19 protein-coding genes are annotated in these 25451 nt (G+C 64.8%); 11 read left to right on the top strand and 8 right to left on the bottom strand.

The window, feature by feature from the left end; all coding sequences use genetic code 11:
* Positions 1-170: 170 nt before the first annotated feature.
* Both BX592_RS20665 and BX592_RS20660 read left to right on the top strand, forming a co-directional pair.
* Positions 171-1661, top strand: coding sequence for a cobyric acid synthase (locus BX592_RS20665; RefSeq protein ID WP_208327940.1), 1491 nt, complete (start codon positions 171-173; stop codon positions 1659-1661).
* Between the two features lie 209 nt (positions 1662-1870).
* On the top strand, positions 1871-2314 hold the full coding sequence (locus BX592_RS20660) for a DoxX family protein (protein WP_134193957.1): 444 nt from the start codon (positions 1871-1873) through the stop codon (positions 2312-2314).
* 187 nt (positions 2315-2501) lie between these two features.
* Here the strand turns inward: BX592_RS20660 and BX592_RS20655 are convergent, their stop codons facing one another.
* Complete coding sequence (locus BX592_RS20655) at positions 2502-2921, bottom strand: PaaI family thioesterase (RefSeq protein ID WP_134193955.1); 420 nt, start codon at positions 2919-2921, stop codon at positions 2502-2504.
* A gap of 187 nt (positions 2922-3108) precedes the next feature.
* Between BX592_RS20655 and BX592_RS20650 the strand changes: the two genes are divergently transcribed.
* Positions 3109-3741, top strand: a complete 633-nt coding sequence (locus BX592_RS20650; RefSeq protein WP_134193953.1) for a ParA family protein — start codon at positions 3109-3111, stop codon at positions 3739-3741.
* A gap of 100 nt (positions 3742-3841) precedes the next feature.
* Here the strand turns inward: BX592_RS20650 and panD are convergent, their stop codons facing one another.
* The 4 genes from panD to BX592_RS20630 all read right to left on the bottom strand — a co-directional run bounded on the left by panD (position 3842) and on the right by BX592_RS20630 (position 6463).
* On the bottom strand, positions 3842-4228 hold the full coding sequence (gene panD, locus BX592_RS20645; RefSeq protein ID WP_134193951.1) for an aspartate 1-decarboxylase: 387 nt from the start codon (positions 4226-4228) through the stop codon (positions 3842-3844).
* A gap of 39 nt (positions 4229-4267) precedes the next feature.
* Positions 4268-5101 carry a pantoate--beta-alanine ligase gene (gene panC, locus BX592_RS20640; RefSeq protein WP_134193949.1) on the bottom strand — a complete coding sequence of 278 codons (834 nt, stop codon included), beginning with the start codon at positions 5099-5101 and terminating at the stop codon, positions 4268-4270.
* A gap of 250 nt (positions 5102-5351) precedes the next feature.
* Positions 5352-6233: a segregation and condensation protein A gene (locus tag BX592_RS20635; RefSeq protein WP_134193947.1), complete on the bottom strand. Its 882-nt coding sequence runs from the start codon at positions 6231-6233 to the stop codon at positions 5352-5354.
* Positions 6234-6277: 44 nt separating this feature from the next.
* Positions 6278-6463, bottom strand: a complete 186-nt coding sequence (locus BX592_RS20630; protein ID WP_134193945.1) for a DUF3460 family protein — start codon at positions 6461-6463, stop codon at positions 6278-6280.
* 280 nt (positions 6464-6743) lie between these two features.
* Here BX592_RS20630 and BX592_RS20625 point away from each other — a divergent pair, with 280 nt between their 5' ends.
* Together BX592_RS20625 and BX592_RS20620 are read left to right on the top strand one after the other, a co-directional pair.
* Positions 6744-8603, top strand: coding sequence for an autotransporter assembly complex protein TamA (locus BX592_RS20625; RefSeq protein WP_377681494.1), 1860 nt, complete (start codon positions 6744-6746; stop codon positions 8601-8603).
* A 35-nt stretch (positions 8604-8638) separates the two neighbouring features.
* The gene (locus BX592_RS20620; RefSeq protein ID WP_134193943.1) at positions 8639-13150 is read left to right on the top strand and encodes a translocation/assembly module TamB domain-containing protein; all 4512 of its coding nucleotides are present in this window, start codon (positions 8639-8641) and stop codon (positions 13148-13150) included.
* A 66-nt stretch (positions 13151-13216) separates the two neighbouring features.
* Here the strand turns inward: BX592_RS20620 and metG are convergent, their stop codons facing one another.
* Positions 13217-15391, bottom strand: a complete 2175-nt coding sequence (gene metG, locus BX592_RS20615) for a methionine--tRNA ligase (protein ID WP_134193941.1) — start codon at positions 15389-15391, stop codon at positions 13217-13219.
* A 470-nt stretch (positions 15392-15861) separates the two neighbouring features.
* On the opposite strand from metG, the gene BX592_RS20610 reads away from it, so the two are divergent.
* Positions 15862-16635 (top strand): hypothetical protein, encoded by a 774-nt coding sequence (locus BX592_RS20610; protein WP_134193939.1) that lies wholly within the window; start codon positions 15862-15864, stop codon positions 16633-16635.
* Between the two features lie 499 nt (positions 16636-17134).
* Here the strand turns inward: BX592_RS20610 and BX592_RS20605 are convergent, their stop codons facing one another.
* Complete coding sequence (locus BX592_RS20605) at positions 17135-17791, bottom strand: YiaD family glycine zipper/OmpA-like lipoprotein (RefSeq protein WP_134193937.1); 657 nt, start codon at positions 17789-17791, stop codon at positions 17135-17137.
* Positions 17792-18094: 303 nt separating this feature from the next.
* Here BX592_RS20605 and apbC point away from each other — a divergent pair, with 303 nt between their 5' ends.
* The 5 genes from apbC (at position 18095) to BX592_RS20580 (ending at position 23915) form a co-directional block, all read left to right on the top strand.
* A complete protein-coding gene (gene apbC, locus BX592_RS20600) occupies positions 18095-19183 on the top strand; it encodes an iron-sulfur cluster carrier protein ApbC (protein WP_134193935.1) in 1089 nt (362 codons plus the stop codon).
* Positions 19184-19389: 206 nt separating this feature from the next.
* Positions 19390-19935 (top strand): superoxide dismutase family protein, encoded by a 546-nt coding sequence (locus tag BX592_RS20595; protein WP_134193933.1) that lies wholly within the window; start codon positions 19390-19392, stop codon positions 19933-19935.
* Between the two features lie 245 nt (positions 19936-20180).
* Positions 20181-20750 (top strand): dCTP deaminase, encoded by a 570-nt coding sequence (dcd, locus tag BX592_RS20590; protein WP_134193931.1) that lies wholly within the window; start codon positions 20181-20183, stop codon positions 20748-20750.
* A gap of 101 nt (positions 20751-20851) precedes the next feature.
* Positions 20852-23134, top strand: coding sequence for an arginine/lysine/ornithine decarboxylase (locus BX592_RS20585; protein ID WP_134193929.1), 2283 nt, complete (start codon positions 20852-20854; stop codon positions 23132-23134).
* A gap of 46 nt (positions 23135-23180) precedes the next feature.
* The gene (locus BX592_RS20580) at positions 23181-23915 is read left to right on the top strand and encodes a lysozyme inhibitor LprI family protein (RefSeq protein ID WP_134193927.1); all 735 of its coding nucleotides are present in this window, start codon (positions 23181-23183) and stop codon (positions 23913-23915) included.
* Positions 23916-24017: 102 nt separating this feature from the next.
* On the opposite strand, the gene argH is transcribed toward BX592_RS20580, so the two are convergent.
* Positions 24018-25424, bottom strand: a complete 1407-nt coding sequence (argH, locus tag BX592_RS20575; protein WP_134193925.1) for an argininosuccinate lyase — start codon at positions 25422-25424, stop codon at positions 24018-24020.
* Positions 25425-25451: the final 27 nt, after the last annotated feature.

Raw genomic sequence — 25451 nt, 5'->3', positions numbered from 1 at the left:
ATGCGGCCTTCGCTTCGCCTTTAGCGCGCGACGCTTGACGTTGCGCCCGTCGCTTCGTGACTGCAATCACTTCTTCTTCATCCGTTCGGCCCGAGGTTCAGTCGGTGGCTCAGTCCGAGTCTCAGCCCCCGGTCCAATCCGGCGCGCTTGCCGTGCCGCGCGGCACGCTGATGATCCAGGGCACCACATCGGATGCGGGCAAGAGCACGCTCGTCGCGGGCCTGTGCCGGCTCGCGCGCCGCGCCGGCGTGCGGGTTGCGCCTTTTAAACCGCAGAATATGGCGCTCAATAGCGCGGTGACGGTCGATGGCGGCGAGATCGGCCGCGCGCAGGCATTGCAGGCGATCGCGGCCGGCATCGACGCGCATACGGATCTGAACCCGGTGCTGCTCAAGCCGACCAGCGACCGCGGCGCGCAGGTGATCATCCACGGCAAGGCGCGGATGAACCTCGACGCACGCGCATATCACGACTACAAGCCGGTCGCGTTCGAAGCGGTGCTCGAGTCGTATGCGCGGCTGAAGGCGTCGTACGACACGATTTTCGTCGAAGGCGCGGGCAGCCCGGCCGAAGTGAACCTGCGTGAACGCGACATCGCGAACATGGGCTTCGCGGAAGCCGTCGACTGCCCGGTCGTGCTGGTCGCCGATATCGATCGCGGCGGCGTGTTCGCGCATCTGACCGGCACGCTCGCGTGTCTTTCCGCGAGCGAGCAGGCGCGGGTGCGCGGCTTCATCATCAACCGGTTTCGCGGCGATCCGGGGTTGCTGAAACCGGGACTCGACTGGCTCGAAGCGCGCACCGGCAAACCGGTGCTCGGCGTCGTGCCGTATCTGCACGGCTTGACGCTCGACGCGGAAGACATGTTGCCGCGCGAATTGCGCGCCGCGGCGGCTGACGCGGGCGATGCGCGCGGCGCCGATGCATCGTCGGATCAGGTCCTGCGCGTGGTCGTGCCGGCGCTGCCGCACATCAGCAATCACACCGATTTCGACGCGCTGCGCGCGCATCCGCAAGTCGACTTCCACTATGTCAAAGCCGGCGCGCGGCCGCCTGTCGCGGATCTGATCATCCTGCCGGGCTCGAAGAACGTACGCGGCGACCTCGCGTTCCTGCGCGCGCAGGGGTGGGATGCGGTGCTGCAGCGGCATCTGCGCTACGGCGGCCGCGTGATCGGCGTGTGCGGCGGGATGCAGATGCTCGGCCGCGAGGTCGCGGACCCGCATGGCGTCGAAGGCGCGCCCGGCAGCATGGCGGGCCTTGGCTGGCTCGATTTGTCGACGACCCTCACGCGCGAGAAAACGCTGAAGAACGTGACCGGCCGGCTCGCGCTGTCGGGCGCGCCGGCATTGGCCGGCTACGAAATTCATATGGGCGAGACCGACGGTGCGGCGCTGGCGTCGCCGGCGGTGCGGCTTGACACGCCGGACGGCGACACGCGCCCCGACGGCGCAATGTCAGCGGACGGGCAGATTCTCGCGACCTACGTGCATGGCTTGTTCGACACGCCGGCCGCGTGTGCGGCGCTGCTGAAATGGGCGGGGCTTGCCGACGCGCCGCCGCTCGATTACCCCGCGCTGCGCGAAGCGTCGCTCGATCGGCTCGCGGACACGCTCGCCGCGCATCTCGATTTGTCCAAGCTGTTCGGGGCGATGGGCTGAGCGGAGTTGCGCTGAGCACCGCGAGCGATGCGGATCCGACGCCAAAACCCACTCCAGCCAGCCGGTGATCAGTCGCCGATTCATTCCTGGTTGGAAATAATCTAAGCGTTGGACGCAATTTTTCGTGCGATTCAGTTCGAATACAGTCGGTTTCCAGCGATGACGCACGGGGCGTCGTCCATCTTTCAACTTCAAAGAGGGAAACCGCCATGAACCGTCAATCCGTCGCCGCTCAGACCGCGAACGCGGACTTCGCCGCATTGCTGCTGCGCGTCACGCTAGGCGTGCTGTATCTCGCGCATAGCCTGCAGAAGATCTTCGTGTTCACGTTGCCGGGCGCCGCGCAATTCTTCGTGTCGGTCGGCTTCCCTGGCTGGCTCGCGTATCTGACGACATTCGTCGAACTGTTCGGCGGTGTCGCGCTGCTGCTCGGAATTCAGGTGCGCTGGGTCGCGCTTGTGCTGCTGCCGTTCATGCTCGGCGCGCTGTCGGTGCATGTCCACAATGGCTGGGGATTCGCGTCGCCGAACGGCGGGTGGGAGTATCCGGCGTTCTGGGCGGTCGCGCTGGTCGTGCAGTCGCTGCTGGGCAACGGCGCATTCGCCGTCGGCCGCGCACCGGTGTCGCAGATGGCAAGGAGTACCGGCGCCTGAGGTCGCGGTCTGATCTGATCGTCCGGCGCCCGCGGAAAGGCCCGGCTTGGTGCCTGCGCCCGCAGCCGCGGTTCGTGAAGTCGCGGACTTGCAGACGCGCTGCAGGGGGGAGGCGCGGGCTCCGCCTGCCGTGGGGCGAGCCGCGGCTTCGTTCGTGCAGCCGTCGGCCGCCACCAGCGGTGAGTTGTCAATACAGCACCATCTGCGTACACCGGAATAGCGCGATGACCTTGCCACCCGGCGCGTAAACGGTTGCATCCCACACCTGCGTGGTGCGGCCCAGATGCGCGCTTTGCGCGACCGCGCGGATCGTCCCGTCGGTCGCGGTGCCGAGAAAATTGCTCTTCAGTTCGATAGTCGTAAAGCTTTGCGCGGTCGGCGGCAAGTGAGCGAGGCACGCATAGCCGCACGCGGTATCGGCCAGGCCGATGACCGTCGCCGCGTGCAGAAACCCGTTCGGCGCGAGCAACTCGGGCCGCACCGTCAATTCGCCGCTCAGCATGCCTTCGTCGAGCGCGGTCGCGCGGAAGCCGATCAGGTCCGGCAGCGTGCCGGGTTGCAGCGCGCGCAGCCATTCGAGATCGCGCTCAGTACGCAGTTTGCCCATCGTACGGCTCCCGAAAAAGGGAAAGGGTCTGTCCAAATCGCCTGCCGGGGCTTTTGAGACGGCCGGATTTGCCGATATTATCAACGCCTGTGCGGCCGGGGAGGCGCCCAGTAGGGCTATCGCGTCCCATCGGCGGGGCCATTTGAGATAATTTGACAACTAGCAGGCGTTCTTCCCGGGAGAATTCATGACGGTCATCGTGGTGGCGAATCCTAAGGGTGGCGTGGGCAAAAGCACGCTCTCCACCAACCTGGCGGGCTATTTCGCGGCCGAGGGCGAGTGGGTCGCGCTCGCCGACCTCGACCGGCAGCAGTCCGCGCACGCGTGGCTCGATCTGCGTCCGAGCGGCCTGCCGGCGATCGAGACATGGGAGGTCGACCCGGATACGCCCCTCAAGCCACCGAAAGGCCTCGAGCGCGCGGTCATCGACACGCCGGCCGGGCTACACGGCAACCGGCTGAACGTTGCGCTGGGACTTGCCGATAAGGTGATCGTGCCTCTACAGCCGTCGATCTTCGATATTCTCGCGACGCAGGAATTTCTCGAGCGCCTTGCGAAGGAAAAGGCTGTCAGGAAAGGCGCGATCGAAATCGGCGTGGTCGGGATGCGGGTCGACGCGCGGACCCGATCCGCGGACCAGCTGCATCGTTTTGTCGAGGGCTTGAACCTGCCGGTGCTCGGCTTCCTGCGCGATACGCAGAACTACGTGCAGCTCGCCGCGCACGGCCTCACGCTGTGGGACGTTGCGAAAAGCCGCGTGGAGAAGGATCTGGACCAGTGGGAGCCGATCCTCAAGTGGACCAACGGCAGCGGCGCGTAAGGTGTCGGAGAAGGCCTGCGCGGTGCCGCGCCGCCATGCCGCGCGTGATCACTCGACGCGCTGAGCGTCCCACCGTCACCGTGGCAACGCGTGCCGCCGGTCAGGTCCAGGTTTGCGTCGGCACGTGATCGCGGTTGCCCTTGATCCGGTTCTGCTCGTCGACGAACACCAGATCAGGCTTCCAGCCCGCCTGCAACTCCGCTTCGTCGATCATCGCGAAGGCCGCGATAATCACCAGGTCGCCGAGCTGCGCGCGCCGCGCGGCCGAACCGTTCAGCGAAATCATCCCGCTGCCGCGCTCGCCCTTGATCGCATAGGTCGAAAAGCGCTCGCCGTTATTGATGTTCCAGATGTCGATCCGCTCGTTTTCGACAATATTTGCCGCTTCGAGCAGGTTCTCATCGATCGCGCACGATCCTTCGTAGTGCAATTCGCAGTGCGTCACCGCCGCGCGATGGATCTTCGATTTCAGCATATGGCGTTGCATGGCAATTCCCTTGCGCGCGGCCGTTGCAGCCGGCGCGCCTCAGATTTCCAGATTGTCGATCAGGCGCGTCGCGCCGATCTTCGCGGCGGCGAGCACGACGAGCGGCGTATCTGTGTCGTTTGCGGTTGGCGGCAGCAGATTTGCGCGCTTGCGGATCGCGATGTAGTCCGGCTTCCAGCCGCGCGCGGCGAGCTCCGCCATCGCGTCGCGCTCGAGCGCCGCGAAATCGCGCCGGCCCGCGTGTACCGCATCGCGAATGCCATTGAGTGTCGCCGCAAGGCGCGGCGCCTCGGCGCGCTCGGCCGCTTGCAGATAGCGGTTGCGCGAACTGAGCGCGAGCCCGTCGGTGTCGCGCACGGTTTCCGCGGCGATGATGTCGGTTGGCAGCGCGAACTGTTCGGTCATCGCGCGCACGATCATTAACTGCTGGTAATCCTTTTTGCCGAACACCGCGACGCGCGGCTGCACACACGACATCAGCTTCATCACGACCGTGCAGACGCCGGTAAAAAAGCCGGGCCGGAACTCGCCTTCGAGAATATCGCCGAGATCATGCGGCGGATGCACGCGGTATTCCTGAGGCTGCGGGTACATGTCGCGCTCGGTCGGCGCGAACAGCACGTAGACGTTTTCCTTTTGCAGCTTTTCGATATCGGCTTCGAGCGTGCGCGGGTATTTGTCGAAGTCTTCGTTCGGTCCGAACTGCAGACGGTTGACGAAGATGCTCGCGACCACCGGATCGCCGTGCTGGCGCGCGAGGCGCATCAGCGACAGATGGCCTTCGTGCAGGTTGCCCATGGTCGGCACGAACGCGGTGCGGTTCTGGCCGCGCAACTGGTCGCGCAATTCCTGGATCGAGCTGATGACTTTCATGGTTGGATGGTTGTCCTCACGCGGGGCGGTGCGGCGACGCGTACGCGACAAAAATGAGCGACGAAAAACCGACGAAACATAAGCGCCGGCCCGATGCGTGGTGCGTGGTACGGTTGTTGCCCGGAATCGGCGCCTGACGGTCTGCGATGCAAGCTTGCAAAGCGAGGCCGTAAAGCGGGGTCCAAAGCGGCGGATTGTAGAGGATTTGGACGCGCCGCGCACCATCCGGAGGCACGGCCGCGCCGTACGATCAGGCGGGCAGGTAGGCAAGCCGCACGTAAATGGGTGCGAACGGTTCGGCCTGCGTGATTTCGATCAGCGACTCGCGCGACAGCTCGAGCATCGCGATAAAGTTCACGACGACCACCGGCACGCCGCGCGACACATCGAACAATTCCGAAAACTCCATGAAGCGCGCATTCTGCAGCCTGCGCAGGATCACGCTCATATGTTCGCGTACCGACAGTTCCTCGCGGGAAATGCGGTGATGCTGCACCAGTTTCGCACGCTTGATCACATCGGCCCATGCGGCGCGCAGATCGTCGGTATTGACGTCCGGAAAGCGCGGCGTGATGCTCTGCTCGATGTATACCTCGGCGCGCAGGAAGTCGCGGCCCAGTTGCGGCAGATGGTCGAGCCGCTGCGCCGCGAGTTTCATCTGCTCGTACTCGAGCAGGCGCCGGACCAGTTCCGCGCGCGGGTCTTCCGCTTCTTCGCCGGTGTCGGCCTTTTTCACCGGTAGCAGCATCCGCGATTTGATCTCGATTAGCATCGCCGCCATCAGCAGATATTCGGACGCAAGTTCGAGGTTCGTTTTGCGCAGCTGCTCGACGTAGCCCAGGTACTGCGCGGTCACGTCGGCCATCGGAATGTCGAGCACGTTGAAGTTCTGCTTGCGGATCAGATACAACAGCAGATCCAGCGGACCTTCGAAGGTCTCGAGAAAAACTTCAAGCGCGTCCGGCGGGATATACAGATCCTGCGGAAGCTTGAAAAGCGGTTCGCCGTACAGGCGTGCGAAAGCGATGCCGTCCACGGTGTCGGGCGTCGAATCTGTCGCGGGCGCAGTGAGCGCGGCGTTCGCGGGCGCTGATTCCGTCACATGCGCGGGGCCCTGAACGGGGCCATGCATGGCCGGAACCTGCGCGGCGCGGGCCTCGTCGGCAGAAGACACGTTCAGAAGTTCTGGTAGTAGACGTACGACGTTTGCTTGACGCGCGACGATTGCTGGTCCGCGCGTTCTTCAAGATCGATAGGCTGCTTGTCCCACAGCAGCGAGCGGCCGCGGCGCTGTTCTTCTTCGAGTTGCGGCTTCTGCGCTTTCAGCTGATTCAGGAACTGCGTAATGTCCGACTGATACATGGCTCGATGTCCGTGAAGGGAGAGGGCGCCGCGAGGGCGGCCGTTCGGGTCGGACGTAATTTTAGCGCATGCGCGGCCGCTGTCAGCGAATCGGCGGAGAAAGGCCGCTGAAAGAACGCCGGCGCAAGGCCAGCAGATGGGCGGCAAAGGCCGGTCGGCGAGGGCCGCCGCGATTTAATTCGGGATGCACCGTCGCTCCGATGTGGTCAAATAACAGGCTTCAGTCCCGCCGCGGACTGGCCTACCCTAAGAAACAGTCAACAATCGCCGGAGGTCGTATTTGGCCGGATGGTCAATCGAACCGTCGCAATCGCGGCACGGACGGCGTCATGCCGGCCCGACGCCGCAGCGCGCCCCGGGGCGGCGATCCGCCGCGCGGCTTGCGCACGCCTGGCTCGTATTGACGATCATCGCCGTGCTGTTTGTGGCAGTGGCGGGCAGCCCGCCGGCGTACGCGGCAAGGAAGCGCGCGGCATACGACGTGAATATCGATGCAACGCCGCGTTCGCTGCGCAAGCTGCTTCAGGACCACCTCGACATCGCCCGCTTCGCGCGGCGCGACGATATCAGCAGCGAGCAATTCGATTTTCTCGTCACTGTGACACCGCAACAGGTCCGCGATCTGGCGGCGACCCAGGGTTACTTTACGCCGATCGTGCGCACCGACGCGCGCACGGTCGACGACCGGCGTCAAGTCACCATCCATGTGGACCCGGGTCCGCAGACCATCATCTCGTCGGTCAAGCTGTCGTTCCAGGGCCCGGTCGAGACCGAAGACCCGTCGCAGGAAAACGCGACCCGCTTTGCATTTTCGCTGCACGAGGGCGACCCGTTTACGCAATCCGGCTGGGATGACGCGAAAAACGCATCGCTTAGAGCGTTGCAGTCGCGCCGCTATCTGGCCGCGAAGATTTACCACTCCGAGGCGCGCATCGATCCGCAAACACACGATGCGAGGCTCACGGTCACTTACGACAGCGGCCCGACCTTCACGCTCGGCAACCTCGATATCTCCGGCACGCGGCGTTACCCGGAACGCATCATCCATAACGTGAATCCGATTTCGCCGGGCGATGTGTACGACGTGCAGCGCGTCACCGAACTGCAACGTCAGCTGCAGAACACGCCATACTTCGCGAGCGTCGCAATCGATGTCGATAACGACCCCGCGAAGCCGCTCGAAACGCCGATGCACGTGAAAGTGAGCGAGTTTCCATACAACAGCGTGCGCGGCGGCGTCGGTTACGCGACCGACACGGGCGCGCACGTGCAGGGCTCGTACACGTACCTGAACACGTTCGGCGCCGCATGGCCGTTCACGGTGTCCGGCCGGCTCGACCAGATCCAGCAGTTCGGGCAGGTCCAGCTGTCGATGCAGCCGGGCAAACGCGGCTGGACCAACAGCGCGCTCGCGTCGTACACCACCACCGACGTGTCCGATACGCGCATTTACAGCCTGCGCGGCGGCGTGCAGCGCACACGCACGTCGCAGTTTCTCGATTACTCGTATTCGCTGCTGTACTACCAGGACCGGTTGGACCAGAACACCGCGCCGCCGTCCACGGCCCGCGCGCTGGTGCCCGGCTGGGCGTGGACGCGCCGCAATACCGACGACCCGCTGTTCCCGCGCTCGGGCAACCTGGTTCGCGCGGAAGCCAGCTTCGCGGTGAAAGGCGCGGCCGATCAGACGTTTATTCGCGGCTATGCGCGCGGCGTCCAATACCTGCCGGTCGCGCAGCGCGATCTCGTGCTGTTCCGCGCGGAGCTCGGCGCAGTGTTTACGAGCGGGCCGTCGAGCGGAGTGCCGGCGTCGCTGCTGTTCCGCGCCGGCGGCTCGAACTCGGTGCGCGGTTATGGCTTCGACAGTCTTGGCAACAACGTCGGCGGCTCGGTGCTGCCGACCAAGTACCTCGTGACCGGGTCCACCGAGTACCAGCACTGGTTCAGTCACGATTGGGGCGCGGCAGTGTTCTTCGATATCGGCACCGCGACCGATAACTGGCACGAGAAGGAGTTCTTCCCCGGAGTCGGCTTCGGTGCGCGCTGGCGCAGTCCGGTCGGGCCGGTGAACGTCGATCTCGCATATGGCATTCGCGATCGCAGCGTGCGTCCGTATCTGACGCTCGGCATTGCGTTCTGATCAACCTTGTATCCAACCGCAACTTCACGCGAAGCATGAGCACGGACCGACTCGCCAGCCTGTCATCATCGGAACGCCCGGGCGATCTGCCGTCCGGTGCCGCCGATCGCGCAGGCGCCGGTGGCGCGGATGGAGGCGGTCGCGGGCCGGGCGGAGCCGATATACCGCCGCCGCCGAAGCGTCGCCGGGGGCGCTTGTGGCGCGCGTTGGTATGGGCGACCTTCATTCCCGTACTGATCGTCGCGCTGCTGGCGGGCGCGCTGTACGGTGTGGTCGCGACCGAGCGGGGCACCGGGTACGCGTGGCAGGCAGCCGTGAAATTGCTCGGCGGCCGGCTCGCCGGCACGTTCGAAGGCGGCACGCTCGCGACCGGCGTGCGTCTGGCTCATGTGCAGTGGCGCAGTCTCGATGGCAGCGGCACGGAGATCCGCGTCGACCGCGCGTCGGGCAAATGGGCGCTATCCGGCCGACCGTGGAAGTTCGTCGTCAGTTATCTGCATGTCGGCACGATCGACGCGCGGCTCGCGCCGTCGACCGAGCCGTCGAGCCCGCTCGTGCTGCCGCAGGATTTACAACTGCCGATGCAACTCGACGTGCGTGACTTGCAGGTCGACAAACTGGTGCTGCATCAGGCTGGCTCGACTAGCGAATATGGGCGGCTGCTGTTCCATGGCCGCAGCGACGGGCGGCATCACGAAGCGTCGGTCGACCGGCTCGATACACCGTTCGGCGTGGTCACCGCGCAGGCGAAGCTGGACGGCGTGCGGCCGTTTCCGTTGACGGGCGAGGCCGGTTACTCGGGCAAGGTCCACGATGAAGCGGTGCAGGTGCGCGGGCATGTGTCCGGCACGCTCGAGACACTGGTCGCCGAACTCGATGCGAGCGGGATGAAGCTCGACGGTCATGCGCTCGTCGAGGCGACGCCGTTTGCCGATGTACCGCTGCAGCGCGCGATGCTGACTTTCGATCACGTGAACCCGCAGGCATTTGCGCCGGGTGCGCCGGCGGCGGATCTCTCGGTGCGCGCGGACTTGCGGCCGGCGCAAGAGCGTGCGGCTGAAGCGGCGCAAGGTGCGAGCGCGGCCGCGGCGGGCGCGATGCCTGCCAGCGGCGGCGCGGGTACGGGTAAGTCGGATTCTGCCGATGCGGCAAAGGCTCGAGGCGCGGCGAAACCGGAAAGCACGGCAACCGCGAATGGCTCGCGTGCAGCCGGAGCGTCAAAGGCGGCGGACGTATCCAAACCGTCAAGCGAGACCGGCGCGCAGCAGCCAGCGGCAGCATCCACCGCCACCGGTGCAATCAGCCTCGCGGACCACGGCAATGCGGCGAGTGCGCCAACCGCAGCCAGTGCGCCGGGCGCTCCCGTGAACCCCGCGACGCGTCCGCGCGGCTTCGCGGTGGCCGGTTCGGTATCGATCGTCAACGCGATACCCGGCGCGATCGACCAGCATCTGTTGCCGCTGATCGACGCCTACGCGGACGTGCGCCTCGACGCGCAAGCGCAGCATATTTCGAATCTGAACGTGCGCGTCGTCAGGAACGCGACCGTGACCGGCGACGGCGAACTCGCCGGCAAGCGCGGCCGCTTCGATCTGAGAGTGGCGCGGCTCGACCTGAACGCGCTGCAGGCCAGCATCCGGCCCACGCAATTCGCCGGCCCGATCGCGATTCGCCTGAACGACGATATTCGCACCGTCACGCTCGATCTCGCCGACCCGCAAGCGGCGCTGCGCGTGCAGGGCAAGGTCACGCTCGACCCGGCGCGCACGAGCTTCAACGACGTGCGGCTGACGTCCGGCAGGGGCCGCATCGATCTATCGGGCGCGGTCAAGAATGACGCGAGTTCCACGTACAACCTGAAGGCAACGCTGACCGACTTCGATCCGCTGACGCTGACGTCGATGATGACCCCCGCGCCCGCACCGGCCACGCCCGCGCGCGCGTCGGCGAGCGGCGGCAGGCGTCCGGCTGCCGCGCCTGCCCGCGCGTCCGCGACCGCCGCCCGACGCTCGCCCGCTGCGCCCGCCCAGCCCGCGCGCAAGATCGAAGCGCGCGTGAACGGCACGCTGAGCGCGTCTGGCCTGCTCGCACCGACTTTCACGACGAAGGCGGAATTCAGGCTCGGCGACAGCGTCTATGACAACCTGCCGATGACCGGCAGCGGCACGATCCAGCTGGCTGGCTCGCGCCTGTTGCCGAGCCGCGCGAATCTGTCGGTGGCCGGCAATCAGGTGGATCTGCAAGGCAGCTTCGGCGGCCGCGGCGACCGGCTGCGTTTTCGTATCGATGCGCCGCAACTCGACCGGCTCGGCTTCGGCGTCGCGGGCAACGTGAGTGCAGAAGGGGATCTGACCGGCACGTTCGCGCATCCGAACGTGACGCTCGACTACAAGGCCGACGATGTCGTGTTCGGCTCGAACCGTGTCGGTCATGCGGCAGGCCATGCGGAACTGCGCGACGGCGCGAACGGTGCAATGGTCTTCACCACCGACGCGCGCAACCTGAGCACCGCGGGCGTCGAACTGAAGACATTGACCGCGCGGCTGAACGGCACGCGCGCGAACCACACGCTCGAGGCGGCCGCGGCCGGTTCGCTGCGTGACCGGCCGCTCGATCTGACGCTTGCCGCGAACGGGCATCTGACCGACGCACGCGACGGCACACATTGGGACGGCAGGGTCACGCGCTTGCAAAACCGCGGCACGCCCGCGCTGAATATGGAAAGCCCGCTCACCGTCAGCGCGGGTCCGCAGCGCCTGACGCTCGGCGCGACGCGCATCACGCTCGAAGGCGCGCTGCTCGATCTGAAGTCGCTGTCGTACGACCACGGGCGCGTCCGTTCGGCCGGCACGCTGACCGGCGTCTCGGTAACGCGTCTACAGCAGTTGCGGCAGGAGTTCACCGGTGCCGCGCCGGTGACGAGAACCGACCTCGTATTCGACGGCGACTGGGACTTCGCGCTGGGCGACACATCGAGTGGCCACATTCAGTTGAAGCGCCGCAGCGGCGACGTGACGGTCTCGGTCGGGCGCGGCTTTGCGTCGCTCGGCGTCACCGATATTGCGGCGCGCGTCGACTTCGCGGCCGGCAACCGCGTGAATGCGACTGTGCGCGCGCAGGCAAGCCGCGTCGGTTCAATCAATGCCGATGCGCATACCGCACTCGCCGTGCGCGACGGCATGCTGACGCTCGACGAAGACGCGCCGCTCACCGGCACGATCGCCGCTGACCTGCCCTCACTGCGCACGACCGGTGGCCTGCTCGGCCCGAGCTATGTGCTCGACGGACACATGGCGCTGCGTCTCGCGCTGACCGGCACGGTGGCGAAGCCGAAGCTATCGGGTTCGCTGCAAGGCGACGGACTGTCGGTGACCGCGGTCGACCTCGGCGTGCAATTGAAAGACGGCGTCGTGCGGATCGCGCTATCCGAGAATCTGGTCGACTTCCAGCAGGTCGAGTTCCACGGCGGTTCGGGTACGCTGCGCGCGAGCGGCCGTGTGCGCCTCGATAATGCGGAGCCGGATCTGACCGCGAATATCGTCGCGGATCGGCTCGAACTGTTCGCGTCGCCAGACCGGCAATTGACACTGTCGGGCAGCGCCAGCGTCGCGAACGCCGGCCAGCCGGCCGGGCTTGAGATTAACGGCAGGTTCAAGGTCGAGCACGCGCTGTTCGACATGCCCGCGCAGTCCGCGCCGACTCTGGGCGACGACGTCGTGATCGTGCAGCCGGACGGCACTTTGCTGGGGGGCAGGCCGCCACCTGGCGCCGAAGGCGCGAACCGGCCCGTCAATCCGTTCGTGCCGCGTGCGAATATCGAAATCGACCTCGGCAACGATTTCCGCTTCCGCGGCCAGGGCGCCGACGTCGGACTGCGCGGCACGATCACCGCGCTGTCCACGCCGAACACGCCGCTGCGCGCGGTCGGCAACGTGCGCGTGACCGAAGGATCGAGCTATACCGCGTTCGGCCGCAAGCTCGCGATCGAAAACGGTTTCTTCACGTTCAACGGGCCGGTGTCGAATCCGGGCATCAATATCCTTGCGATGCGTCGCAATCAGGAAGTCGAGGCGGGCGTGCAGGTGACCGGCACGATCCAGGCGCCGGTCGCGCGGCTCGTGTCCGAACCGGCCGTGCCGGACAACGAGAAGCTGTCGTGGCTGCTGTTCGGTCACGGCACCGATCAGGGCAACAATCTTGGGCAGCAGAGCACGATGACGGCCGCGCTCGCGCTGCTTGGCAGCGCAAGCGGCAAGCGGATCGCGCAGACGTTCGGCTTCGATGAGTTTTCGATCGGCCGCAGCGAGGTGGGTCTGACCGACCCGCAGGTGGTGATGGTGTCGAAAGCGATCAACGAGCGGCTGGTGATCGGCTACGAGCAGGGGCTGCAGTCCGCGAGCAATGCGGTCAAGGCGACGCTGAACCTGACGCGGTTCTGGTCGGTAACGGCGTACGGCGGCACGTTCCAGGGGATGGATCTGCAATATACGCGGCGTTTCGATCGCTGGCCGTGGTTTTCGTCATCATCCTCGCGCGAATCGCGCTGATCGCACATAAAAGAAAAAGCACGCCACGGCGTGCTTTTTCGTTCTTATGCTGCGCGGGAGCGCGCGTTACTTCACGCGCATGCCCGGTTTCGCGCCGCTGTCCGGCTCGAGCACGTAAATGCCCGGCTCCGCCTTTTCATCGGCCGCCGATGCCGCCAGCACCATCCCTTCGGACAGCCCGAACTTCATCTTGCGCGGCGCGAGATTCGCGACCATCACCGTCAGCTTGCCGACCAGCTGCTCCGGCTGATACGCGGACTTGATGCCGGAGAACACATTGCGCGTCTTCTCTTCGCCGACATCGAGCGTGAGCTGCAGCAGCTTGTCCGAGCCCTCGACCGCCTTGCAGTCGACGATCTTCGCGATGCGCAGATCGATCTTTGCGAAGTCGTCGATCGAGATGATCGGCGATTCTTCTTGTTTGCCATTGGTATTCGCGCTGTTCTTGCCGTTCTTGTCATCGGCAACGGCCGCCTTGCCTTTGGTCTGCGCCGCTTGCGACGCCGCGCCGGCTTCGGCCGGAGCCGTTGCCTGCAGCGATGAGCGGTTCGCTTCGAGCAGCGCTTCGATCTGCTTCGGATCGACGCGTGTCATCAGATGCTTGTATGCATTGATCGGGCGACCGGATGCGAGCGGATGCTGCGCATTGGCCCAAACCAGCGGCTCGATGCCGAGGAACGCTTCGGCCGCTTCCGCTACCTTCGGCATCACCGGCTTGAGCGCCAGCGACAGCAGCCGGAACGCCTCGAGGCTGACGCTGCAGGTCTCGTGAAGCGCGACCGCGTTGGCTGGGTCTTTCGCCTGATCCCACGGCTTCGCGGTATCGACGTAGCCGTTCACCGCGTCGGCGAGTTCCATCGTGTGGCGCAGTGCGCGGCCGTAATCGCGCGCTTCATAGTGCGCGGCAATCTGCGGGATCGCCGCGCGCAGCGTGCCGAGCAGCGGGTGTTGCATCGCGCTGTCCTGCACGCGGCCATCGAAGCGTTTGATCAGAAAGCCCGCGGCGCGGCTCGCGATATTCACATACTTGCCGACCAGATCGCTGTTCACGCGCGCCTGGAAGTCGTCGAGATTCAGGTCGATGTCTTCCATCGTGCCGTTCAGCTTCGCCGCGAAGTAGTAGCGCAGCCACTCGGGGTTCATGCCCGCTTCGATATAACTGTTCGCGGTAATGAACGTGCCGCGCGACTTCGACATCTTCGCGCCGTCGACGGTCAGAAAACCGTGCGCGAACACGTTGGTCGGCGTGCGATGGCCGGAAAATTCGAGCATCGCGGGCCAGAACAGCGTGTGGAAGTACAGGATGTCCTTGCCGATAAAGTGATACTGCTCGGCGGTCGACCCCTTGCGGATCCATGCGTCGAAGTCGATGCCGCGCTCTGCGCACAGGTTCCTGAAGCTCGCGTAATAGCCGACCGGCGCGTCGAGCCACACGTAGAAGTATTTGCCCGGCGCGTCCGGAATTTCGAAGCCGAAGTACGGCGCGTCGCGCGAGATATCCCAGTCGGCCAGCTTCGCGTCGCCGTTCTCGCCGAGCCATTCGCGCATCTTGTTGGTCGCTTCCGGCTGCGCGAGGCCGCCGACCCAGCCGCGCAGGAACGTTTCGCAGCGCGGATCGGACAGGCGAAAGAAGTAATGCGTCGACTTGCGGCGCACCGGCGTCGCGCCCGACACGACCGAGTACGGATTGATCAGATCGGTCGGCGCGTAGGTCGACCCGCACACTTCGCAACTGTCGCCGTACTGGTCCTTCGCGCCGCACTTCGGGCATTCGCCCTTGATAAAGCGGTCCGGCAGGAACATTTCCTTGACGGGGTCGTACGCCTGCTCGATTTCGCGCGCGTCGATCAGCCCCGCGTCGCGCAGCGCGAGATAGATCGCTTCAGACAGCACACGGTTTTCTTCGGAATCGGTCGTGTAGTAGTTGTCGAACGAAATGCCGAAGTTTTTGAAATCGCGCGTGTGCTCGAGCCATACGCGGTCGATCAGCTGTTTCGGCGTGATCCCTTCCTGCTCCGCTTTCAGCATGATCGGCGTGCCGTGCGTGTCGTCGGCGCCGACGTAGTAGACCTCGTGCCCATGCATGCGCAGCGCGCGGACCCAGATGTCCGTCTGGATGTATTCGACGAGGTGGCCGATATGGATCTGGCCGTTCGCATACGGCAGCGCGGACGTGACGAGAATCTGGCGGCGGCCCGGCGGCGTGCCGGTGGCATTGAAGTCGGGAGCGGATGCTGACATACGGATTTTTCTGGCCTGCGGGGAGAGGGCGGCTGTCGTGCGGAGGGTGTCGCGCGCCAGTTAAGCCCGGGAGCGTTGTGCTGGAGTGACCCGCGGCGGGTGGCCAGCGTGCGGCTCGCGTCTATGAACAAGGTCCTGTCGAAGACAGAACCGGCTTTGGATTCAGCCGATTTTACCAGCGTGTCCCCGAACGGAGGACTGCTTGCCTGTCGCGATCGGACAAGCACGGCGCGTAACGTGCGCAAGACCGCGTTATTCCGTGCGGCGTCTGGCTGTGCCGGCCAGTTCGTTGGCCAGCGCACAGAGCGGCCGGGACGCGCGACCTTACAGTCCTTACTCAGTCAGACGAATCCGTCAGTTGTCAATCGCAGCGCTTCGCTATCAGCCCCCGGAAGCCGCAGTCAGCCGGACACCGCGCGTACCGCGTGCCGCGCGTGCGTCGCGTTGTTCCAATGAAGGAGTGAAGAAACATGGCCTACGAGGCGCTTGACCACGAAATGCTGGCATCCGTCGATATGACGGACGTGGACAACCTGTACACGGCAATTAATCAGCAGGGGTTCGGTGTCCTGCACAACGTGGTGCCGGACTCGGTACTGACGCCAATGCGCGAGTACATCGCCACCGAACTCGACAAACGCGGCGGTCAGTACTTTGGCCTCGGCGGACAGGAATGGATCGGACACAGCCCGCTCAACGCGATCTTCAGTGCGCACGGCTTCCGGATGGTACTCGATGGCCTCTATCGGCGCGCGATGCAAGGCGAGCCGCCTAGCGAGCGGATTCTGCCGGTATTGCGCGTGCTGGCCGGCACGCATGGGCTGCGTCACGCGAACCGGTTCCACTACGACTCGTACGTGGTCACCGCGCTGGTTCCGATCCTGATTCCGAACCAGCCGAATGAACCGCGCGGGAATCTCGTGATGTACCCGAACATGCGCAACGTGCGCGGGCCGATCGTGCTGAATATTCTCGAGAAAGCGATGGTCGAAAGCGGCACCGCCTGCCGGCTCTGGCGTTCACCGACTGTGCAGCGCTGGCTGGGGGCGAAGCCGGTTCCGCTCGAGCCGGGCAATATCTATTTCTTCTGGGGCATGCGTTCGCTGCACGCCAACGAGGCGTGTTTGCCGACCAGCATTCGCAGCACCGCGCTCTTTCACTATGGCGACCCGCACGAGAACAGCGTGCTCAAGCAGCTTAGCCAGGCGCGGGCGCGCGCGAGCCTCAGACGGCTGGCGAAGTAATCGCGCGACCTCAGGTTTGCGGCTGGCGTGCTGGTTTTGTCGCTCGGTTGGGCGGCCGATTCGGGCTGATTGGGGTGATCGGCGACTGGCTGGCGACTGACTGCGGCGACCCTCGCCAGCCAACTACGGACGAGTGGCCGTCGGGCGGGCGGCCCCGACCCTCTTTCGGTTGAATTTCGGCGCCGGGATGCTGTCCCGACAGTTGGATGCGCTTGCGCAACGACGCGCGGCGCGGCAAGCCCGTCGGCAGGCGAACGGACGAAAAAAAACCGGGGCTATAGGCCCCGGAGCAACAACGACAAGAGGAGAATGGTGACGCGGCGGACAAACCGCACACGTACCGTAAATAAAGACAACGCGTGTGCCAAAGAGTTCGAAATTTTTTTCGTTCGCCTTGGACGAAGCCTTCAGTCCCTATGTCGAGATCCGCGCGAGATCCGCGCGACACGCACGCAAGGCCGGCGTGCGGCGTTTGCGCGAGTTGTCGCGGCCGCGCCGCTCAATGCACCTGGCCAGGCTGCGCGATCGCGCGCAAATAAATTTCGACGCGTCGATTCGCCGCGCGGCCCGCTTCCGTGTTGTTATCCGCGATCGGCTGGTTCGCGCCCATGCCGCTTGCCGACAGACGCTGCGCCGCGACGCCTTGCGACGCCAGGTAGCTGGTGACGCTTTCCGCGCGGTTCACCGATAGCGTCTGGTTATACGCTGGCTGGCCCGTGCTGTCGGTATGGCCCACCACTTGCGCGATCACTTCCGGGTTCTCGTTCAGCGTTTGCGCGACCTGCGCAAGCACCGGCTGGAACGACGGCTTGATCGCGTAGCTGTTCGTGTCAAACGTCACCGAGCTCGGGATGTTCAGCTTGAGCGAGCCATCCGGCTGTTCGGTGATCTGCGTGCCGGTGCCTTTGGTCGCGCCGGACAGCTTGTTGTGGATTTTTTGCCAGTTATAGCCGGTGATGCCGCCGACCGCCGCGCCGACGCCCGCGCCGATCGCCGCACCCTTGCCGCCGCCGAAGATCGCGCCGAGCGCGGCGCCCGCGCCCGCGCCGACGCCGGTGCCGACCGCGGTGTTGGTACCTTGCTGCGTCGCGCAGCCGGTGACGAGTGCGCCAGCGATGGCGAATACCGAGAGGCGAGTCATGAGTTTCACGTTCATTTTCATGTCCTATGTTTGAGTCAAAAAGCGGGCAACGGGAGACGGCTGGCATGCGAGCGCGGTGGCGTGCTTATCGCGCCACCGGAAGCCGGACCGACACTCAAAAAGGGTCTTCCGGCATCGGCCGACACCAGCCACTACAATGACGATTGAAGCACCAGCGATTCGGCCCTATTGCTGGTCGCGCGGCAAGCGTGCCTGCGGGACCGGTTTTATGCAATCCTGGATAACAATTTATTTCAAATTCCGGCCGCTGGCGAAATTTCGATTACGCCTCGCGCCTTGCGTTCCCACGGAGTCTCAATGAGTATCGATCGGGCCCAGATAGATGCCGCCCTCGCGGCCATCACGGATCCCAACACCGGCCGGCCGTTCGCCGCCGCGAAAAACTTCAGGAACGTCAACGTCGATGGTGCGACGGTCAGCGTCGACGTGGTGCTCGGCTATCCGGCCAAACGCCAGTTCGACGCGATCCGGGCGCTTGTCGCGGGTGCGCTTGCCGCGGTGCCCGGCGTTGCCGGTGCGAAGGTGCAGGTGTCGCAGGACATCGCCGCGCATACCGTGCAGCGCGGTGTGAAGCTGCTGCCAAACGTGAAAAACATCGTTGCGGTTGCATCGGGCAAAGGCGGCGTCGGCAAGAGCACGACCGCGGTCAATCTCGCGCTGGCGCTTGCAAGCGAAGGCGCTTCGGTCGGCATTCTCGATGCGGATATTTACGGTCCGTCGCTGCCGATGATGCTCGGCATCACCGGCCGTCCGGAGTCGCCGGACGGCCAGTCGATGCATCCGATGACCGGCTATGGCATGCAGGCGAATTCGATCGGCTTTCTGATCGAGCAGGACAACCCGATGGTGTGGCGCGGCCCAATGGCGACGTCGGCCCTCGAGCAATTGCTGCGTCAGACCACCTGGCGCGAGCTCGACTACCTGATCGTCGATATGCCGCCGGGCACCGGCGACATCCAGCTGACGCTGTCGCAACGCGTGCCGGTGACCGGCGCGGTGATCGTCACGACACCGCAGGACATCGCGCTGCTCGATGCGAAGAAGGGCCTCAAGATGTTCGAGAAAGTCGGCATTCCGATTCTCGGCATCGTCGAGAACATGGCGATCCATATCTGCTCGAACTGCGGTCATGAAGAGCCTATCTTCGGCTCCGGCGGCGGCGAGCGGATGGCGAAGGAGTATGGCGTCGACGTGCTGGGCAGCTTGCCTCTCGATATCGCGATCCGCGAGCAAACCGATTCCGGCAAGCCGACCGTGGTGGCGGAGCCCGACGGCCGCATCGCGGAGATCTATCGGGCCATCGCGCGCAAGGTCGCGATTCATATCGCCGAGCGCGCGCGCGATATGTCGTCGAAGTTTCCGACGATCGTCGTGCAGAACACCTGAGCGGCCAGATGCGCGCGCGGCCACATCAGCGGCCTGTGATGCGCCGCGCGTGCGCCGCTTCGTCCAGGCTTTGCGCATCCGTTGTCGGGCCGCCGGTGGTAGAGGCCTGCCACGGCGTTCCGGCGGGCCGCTCGCGGTATCATGTCGACTTCATCAGGTCTGGCAACGCGGCCGCAGGGGCGGCCGGCGCTCGACAAGAGGATCGCATGAGAAAACGAAACGACGGCCGTGCGATGCAAGCCTTCATAACGCTTATCGTCACGGCTGCCATTGGCGTGCCCATCGCCGGCTGCACGTCGTTCCTGAAGCCGCAGGAAAAGCGCGCCGTCGCGCAGATGCTGCCTACGCTCGGTCACCAGGCACGCGGCACGGTCACGTTCATCGAGCGCTCGGACGGCGTTCAGGTCACGTACAACCTCACCGGCCTGCCACCGAGCAGCGACCATGCATTGCAGGTGCACGAGCGCGGCGACTGCAACGCCGCGGATGGCTCGAGCGCCGGCGCGGTATTCGCGCCCGCCGCCGATCGCCTGAAAACCGGCGCGCGCGTCGAGGGCGACCTCGGCAATATCCATGCGGACAGCACCGGCGTCGCGACTGGCTTTATCGTTGCGCCCGACGTATCGCTCGACGGCGTGCGCTCGGTGCTGCAGCGCTCGGTATTACTGCATCGCGACGCGACCGATCCTTACGCGTATCCGCAGCATGGTCCGGGTTCGGCCATCGCGTGCGGGCTGATCAAGGCGCAGTAGCGGCGCATAGGGGCGGCTGTTCGAGCTCGCGACGAAGGTGCGGAACATTCATCGGGAGCCGGCTCTCCCAAGCCGACTGCCCGGCGCTTGAGCCGATGTTGGAGCGCCGCCGCGACCTTCGCGTAAAATGAGCGCCTTTCGTCAGCCCGCGCCCGCCGCAACAGGCTGTCGCGCCGGGCGCGGCGCTCACCTCGAGTTGCACCGTATTTCACCCGATCACACCGTCACGTCAGCAGCGTTTACCTATGAGCATCAAGTCCGACAAGTGGATCCGGCGCATGGCCGCCGAGCATCAGATGATCGAGCCGTTCGAGCCGTCGCAGGTCCGCGCGACCGAGGACGGCCGCAAGATCGTCAGTTACGGGACGTCGAGCTACGGCTACGATATTCGCTGCGCAGACGAATTCAAGATTTTCACGAACATTAATTCGACGATCGTCGATCCGAAGAATTTCGACGAGAAGTCGTTTGTCGATTTCAAGGGCGATGTCTGCATCATCCCGCCGAACTCGTTCGCGCTGGCGCGCACCGTCGAGTACTTCCGGATTCCGCGCAGCGTGCTGACCGTGTGCCTGGGCAAGTCGACTTATGCGCGCTGCGGGATCATCGTCAACGTGACGCCGTTCGAGCCCGAATGGGAAGGGCACGTGACGCTCGAATTCTCAAATACGACACCTTTGCCTGCGAAAATCTATGCGAACGAAGGTGTCGCGCAGGTGCTGTTCTTCGAAAGCGACGAAATTTGTGACGTGTCGTACGCGGATCGCGGCGGCAAATACCAGGGTCAGCACGGCGTGACGTTGCCGAAAACGTGACGCCGCCCGCCCACCGAGGCGCTTGACTCACCGCAATACGGGGACCGCTATCCACTGAACAGAACATCGGATAGCGGTCGTTCTTTTTGGAGAATCGCCCCATGAAGTTTCGCTTTCCCGTCGTCATCATCGACGAAGATTTCCGCTCCGAGAACATTTCGGGTTCCGGCATCCGGGCGCTCGCCGAAGCGATCGAGAAAGAAGGCGCGGAAGTGCTCGGGCTGACGAGCTACGGCGATCTGACCTCGTTCGCGCAGCAGTCGAGCCGCGCGTCGTGCTTTATCCTGTCGATCGACGACGACGAACTGCTGCCGTATGTCGAAAACACGACTGACGGCGCCACGCCGGAGCTCGCGCCCGCGATTGTCGATCTGCGCGCGTTCGTCGCCGCGGTGCGCAAGCGCAATGCGGACATCCCGATCTTCCTGTACGGCGAGACGCGCACGTCGCGGCATTTGCCGAACGATATCCTGCGCGAGCTGCACGGCTTCATCCATATGTTCGAGGACACGCCGGAGTTCGTCGCGCGGCACATCATCCGCGAGGCGAAGGTCTATCTCGATTCGCTCGCGCCGCCGTTCTTCAAGGAGCTCGTGCAGTACGCGGAGGAAGGTTCGTATTCGTGGCACTGCCCCGGGCATTCGGGCGGCGTCGCGTTCCTGAAGAACCCGCTGGGTCAGATGTTCCACCAGTTCTTCGGCGAGAACATGCTGCGCGCGGACGTCTGCAACGCTGTCGACGAGCTCGGCCAGCTGCTCGACCACACCGGGCCGGTCGCCGCGTCGGAGCGCAACGCGGCGCGCATTTTCAGCGCGGATCATCTGTTCTTCGTGACCAACGGCACGTCGACGTCGAACAAGATCGTCTGGCACGCGACGGTCGCACCGGGCGATATCGTGCTGGTCGATCGCAACTGTCACAAGTCGATCCTGCACGCGATCACAATGACGCACGCGATTCCGGTGTTCCTCACGCCGACGCGCAATCACTTCGGCATCATCGGGCCGATTCCGCGCGACGAGTTCAAGCCGGAGAACATCCGCAAGAAGATCGAGGCGAATCCGTTCGCGCGCGAGGCGCTCGCGAAGAACCCGAATCTGAAGCCGCGCATTCTGACCATCACGCAAAGCACGTACGACGGCGTGGTCTACAACGTCGAAATGATCAAGGATCTGCTCGGCGATCTGCTCGACACACTGCATTTCGACGAAGCGTGGCTGCCGCATGCGGAGTTCCACGAGTTCTACCAGGATATGCACGCGATCGGCGCGGGCCGGCCGCGCACCGGCGCGCTGGTGTTCGCGACGCACTCGACGCACAAGCTGCTCGCGGGCATCTCGCAGGCATCGCAAATTCTGGTGCAGGACTCGGAGAACAGCACGTTCGATCGCCATCGCTTCAATGAGGCGTATCTGATGCATACGTCGACCAGTCCGCAGTACGCGATCATCGCGTCGTGCGACGTCGCCGCCGCGATGATGGAGCCGCCGGGCGGCACCGCGCTCGTCGAGGAGTCGATCGCGGAGGCGCTCGATTTCCGCCGCGCGATGCGCAAGGTCGATGACGAATTCGGCGTCGACTGGTTCTTCAAGGTGTGGGGTCCCGACGAACTCGCGGAAGAGGGCATCGGCTCGCGCGAAGACTGGATGCTGCGGCCAAATGACCATTGGCATGGCTTCGGCGCGCTGGCCGAGGGCTTCAACATGCTCGACCCGATCAAGGCGACGATCATTACGCCGGGGTTGACTGTCGACGGCGAATTCGGCGAAACCGGCATTCCGGCCGCGATCGTCACAAAGTATCTCGCGGAGCACGGCATCATCGTCGAGAAGACCGGGTTGTACTCGTTCTTCATCATGTTCACGATCGGCATCACGAAGGGTCGCTGGAACTCGATGGTCACCGAACTGCAGCAGTTCAAGGACGACTACGACAACAACCAGCCGCTATGGCGCGTGCTGCCGGAATTCGTCGCGCAGCACCCGGCGTATGAGCGAATCGGCTTGCGCGACCTGTGCGAGCAGATTCATAGCGTGTATCGCGCGAACGATATCGCGCGGCTCACCACCGAGATGTATCTGTCGAACATGGAGCCGGCGATGAAGCCGTCCGACGCGTTCGCGAAGCTCGCGCACCGCGAGGTCGACCGGGTGCCGATCGACGAACTCGAAGGCCGCGTCACGTCGATTCTGCTGACCCCGTATCCGCCGGGCATTCCGTTGCTGATCCCTGGCGAGCGCTTCAACCGGACGATCGTGCGCTACCTGCAATTCGCGCGCGAATTCAACGAGCGCTTCCCGGGCTTCCATACGGATATCCACGGGCTCGTCGGCGAAGTGATCAATGGCCGTATCGAGTACTTCGTCGACTGCGTGCGCGACTGACGTTGGTGAGTGGATGGTGAGTGGATGGTGAGTGGATGGTGATGGGATGGTGAAGGCGTTAAAAACAGCGGCTGCCCTTCGCGCGCTCGCAGCGGCATCGATGGCCGCGGCAGTGGTGACGGGTGTCGCGTTACTGGCGGGCGCGTCGACGGACGCGCGCGCGGAAGTCGCGGCCGCGGATCCGATCGATACGGCAATGCGCACGTGTCTTGCGCGCGCCGATATGTCATCGACGGCAGGGCAACTGCAGTGCATGGACACCGCGCGGCTCGCGTGGGAAGCCTCGATCGACCAGTCGTTCGAGAAGGTGCTTGCGAAGGTGCCGGCCGGTCAGCGCCGGCGCTGGGAACTGAGCGAGAAGCGCTGGAAGGCGTGGCGCACGGCGGAGATGCAGATGCTGGATGCGGTGACCGCGACGACACGCGGTACGCGTTATCAGCTGTCGGAAGGGGATTTGCGTCTGCAGCCGGTGCGTGCTCGCGCGCTTGCGTTACGCGATGTCGCCGCGGCGCCGGGCGGACCCGCAACGCCGGCACGACTTCGCACTTGCCTCGCCGACCCGCAATGCGTGCACGCGAGCGGGGATGTGAACCACTACTACCGGCAACTCGTGAACAAGATGCCGCGGCGTTCGTGGCCGGTGTTGTGGCGCGCGCAGCAAACGTGGCAAGCATATCTCGACGCAACCGCGCTGCTGGGCGATGAAGATGCGCGCGTCGATCTGATCGGCGCGCGCGTCGCGACGCTGAAGAAACTGTCGGAGATGGCGGGGAACTACTAGCCGCGGCACGCGCATGAGTCGCGCCGCAAGCGCGGTGGTGGAACGCCGCGCTTGCAGCCGCTTGTCGCCTTTACGCGATGGTTGCGCGCGCCGCGTGCGGCATTACTTCAACGCCGCGCGTGCGGCCTGCGCGGCGGCACGCACCTGGTCCGGCGCGGTGCCGCCCGGATGATTGCGGCTCGCGACCGAACCTTCCAGCGTCAGATAACCGAACACATCGTCGCCGATCAGATGCGCGACGTTCGGCAACTCGGCGCGCATTTCGTCGAGTGACAGGTCCGCGAGATCGCAGTTGCGATCGACGCAGATACGCACCGCATGCGCGACCGCTTCGTGCGCATCGCGAAACGGCAGGCCGCGCTTCACCAGATAGTCGGCAAGGTCGGTCGCGGTCGAAAAGCCCTGCAGCGCCGCGGCGCGCATCGCCTGCGGCTTCACCGTGATGCCCGCGACCATTTCCGCGAAGATCCGCAGCGTGTCGGCGACCGTATCGACGGTGTCGAACAGTGGCTCCTTGTCTTCCTGATTATCCTTGTTGTACGCGAGCGGCTGGCCTTTCATCAGCGTGAGCAGCGCGATCAGATGCCCGTTCACACGGCCGGTCTTGCCGCGTGCGAGTTCCGGCACATCGGGGTTCTTCTTCTGCGGCATGATCGATGAGCCGGTGCAGAAGCGGTCCGCCAGATCGATAAAGCCGATGCGCGGGCTCATCCACAGCACGAGCTCTTCGGAAAAGCGCGACACGTGCGTCATCACCAGTGCGGCCGCCGCGGTGAATTCGATCGCGAAATCGCGATCGGACACCGCGTCGAGCGAATTCGCGCAGATGCCGTCGAAGCCGAGCGTCTTTGCAACTGCATGCCGGTCGATCGGATAGCTGGTGCCGGCGAGCGCCGCCGCGCCGAGCGGCAGGCGGTTCACGCGCGTGCGGCAGTCGCGCATGCGTTCGGCGTCGCGCGAAAACATCTCGACATACGCGAGCAGGTGATGCCCGAACGTGACCGGCTGTGCGACCTGCAGATGCGTGAAGCCCGGCATGATCGTTTGCGCATGCTGCTCTGCCAGGTCGATCAGCGCGCCGCGCAAATCTTTCAGCAAGCCGCCGATCCGGTCGATTTCGCCGCGCAGCCACAAGCGAATGTCGGTCGCGACCTGGTCGTTGCGGGAACGGCCCGTATGCAGACGCTTGCCCGCGTCGCCGATCAGCGCGGTCAGGCGCGCTTCGATGTTCAGGTGCACGTCTTCAAGATCGAGTTGCCATTCGAACTCGCCGCGCTCGATTTCACCGGTGATTTGCGCCATGCCACGCTCGATCGCCGCGAGATCGTCCGCGCAGATGATCTTCTGCGCGGCGAGCATCGACGCGTGCGCGAGCGACCCCTGGATGTCGACGAGTGCGAGACGCTTGTCGAAGAAAACCGATGACGTATAGCGCTTGACGAGCTCCGACATCGGTTCCGAGAAGCGAGCCGACCAGGCTTCGCCTTTTTTGTGCAGTTGGGACGTCATGGTGTAAGGACGCGAATGGTGATCAAA

The organism is Paraburkholderia rhizosphaerae, from assembly GCF_004366595.1.
In the GTDB taxonomy this organism is placed as follows: Bacteria; Pseudomonadota; Gammaproteobacteria; order Burkholderiales; family Burkholderiaceae; genus Paraburkholderia; species Paraburkholderia rhizosphaerae.
Note: the sequence above shows the minus strand (reverse complement) of the source record. Positions and strands in the feature narration are given on the sequence as shown.

Coding starts and splice junctions, on each gene's coding strand:
- BX592_RS20630 (WP_134193945.1), bottom strand. CDS start 6,463: ATGTATCAGTCGGACATTACGCAGTTCCTGAATCAGCTGAAAGCGCAG.
- panC (WP_134193949.1), bottom strand. CDS start 5,101: ATGAAAGTCATCAGCTCGATCCAGGAATTGCGCGACCAGTTGCGCGGC.
- BX592_RS20620 (WP_134193943.1), top strand. CDS start 8,639: ATGAGCACGGACCGACTCGCCAGCCTGTCATCATCGGAACGCCCGGGC.
- apbC (WP_134193935.1), top strand. CDS start 18,095: ATGAGTATCGATCGGGCCCAGATAGATGCCGCCCTCGCGGCCATCACG.
- BX592_RS20585 (WP_134193929.1), top strand. CDS start 20,852: ATGAAGTTTCGCTTTCCCGTCGTCATCATCGACGAAGATTTCCGCTCC.
- argH (WP_134193925.1), bottom strand. CDS start 25,424: ATGACGTCCCAACTGCACAAAAAAGGCGAAGCCTGGTCGGCTCGCTTC.
- BX592_RS20655 (WP_134193955.1), bottom strand. CDS start 2,921: ATGGGCAAACTGCGTACTGAGCGCGATCTCGAATGGCTGCGCGCGCTG.
- panD (WP_134193951.1), bottom strand. CDS start 4,228: ATGCAACGCCATATGCTGAAATCGAAGATCCATCGCGCGGCGGTGACG.
- BX592_RS20660 (WP_134193957.1), top strand. CDS start 1,871: ATGAACCGTCAATCCGTCGCCGCTCAGACCGCGAACGCGGACTTCGCC.
- dcd (WP_134193931.1), top strand. CDS start 20,181: ATGAGCATCAAGTCCGACAAGTGGATCCGGCGCATGGCCGCCGAGCAT.
- BX592_RS20595 (WP_134193933.1), top strand. CDS start 19,390: ATGAGAAAACGAAACGACGGCCGTGCGATGCAAGCCTTCATAACGCTT.
- BX592_RS20665 (WP_208327940.1), top strand. CDS start 171: ATGATCCAGGGCACCACATCGGATGCGGGCAAGAGCACGCTCGTCGCG.
- BX592_RS20635 (WP_134193947.1), bottom strand. CDS start 6,233: ATGCATGGCCCCGTTCAGGGCCCCGCGCATGTGACGGAATCAGCGCCC.
- BX592_RS20605 (WP_134193937.1), bottom strand. CDS start 17,791: ATGAACGTGAAACTCATGACTCGCCTCTCGGTATTCGCCATCGCTGGC.
- BX592_RS20580 (WP_134193927.1), top strand. CDS start 23,181: ATGGTGAAGGCGTTAAAAACAGCGGCTGCCCTTCGCGCGCTCGCAGCG.
- BX592_RS20610 (WP_134193939.1), top strand. CDS start 15,862: ATGGCCTACGAGGCGCTTGACCACGAAATGCTGGCATCCGTCGATATG.
- BX592_RS20650 (WP_134193953.1), top strand. CDS start 3,109: ATGACGGTCATCGTGGTGGCGAATCCTAAGGGTGGCGTGGGCAAAAGC.
- metG (WP_134193941.1), bottom strand. CDS start 15,391: ATGTCAGCATCCGCTCCCGACTTCAATGCCACCGGCACGCCGCCGGGC.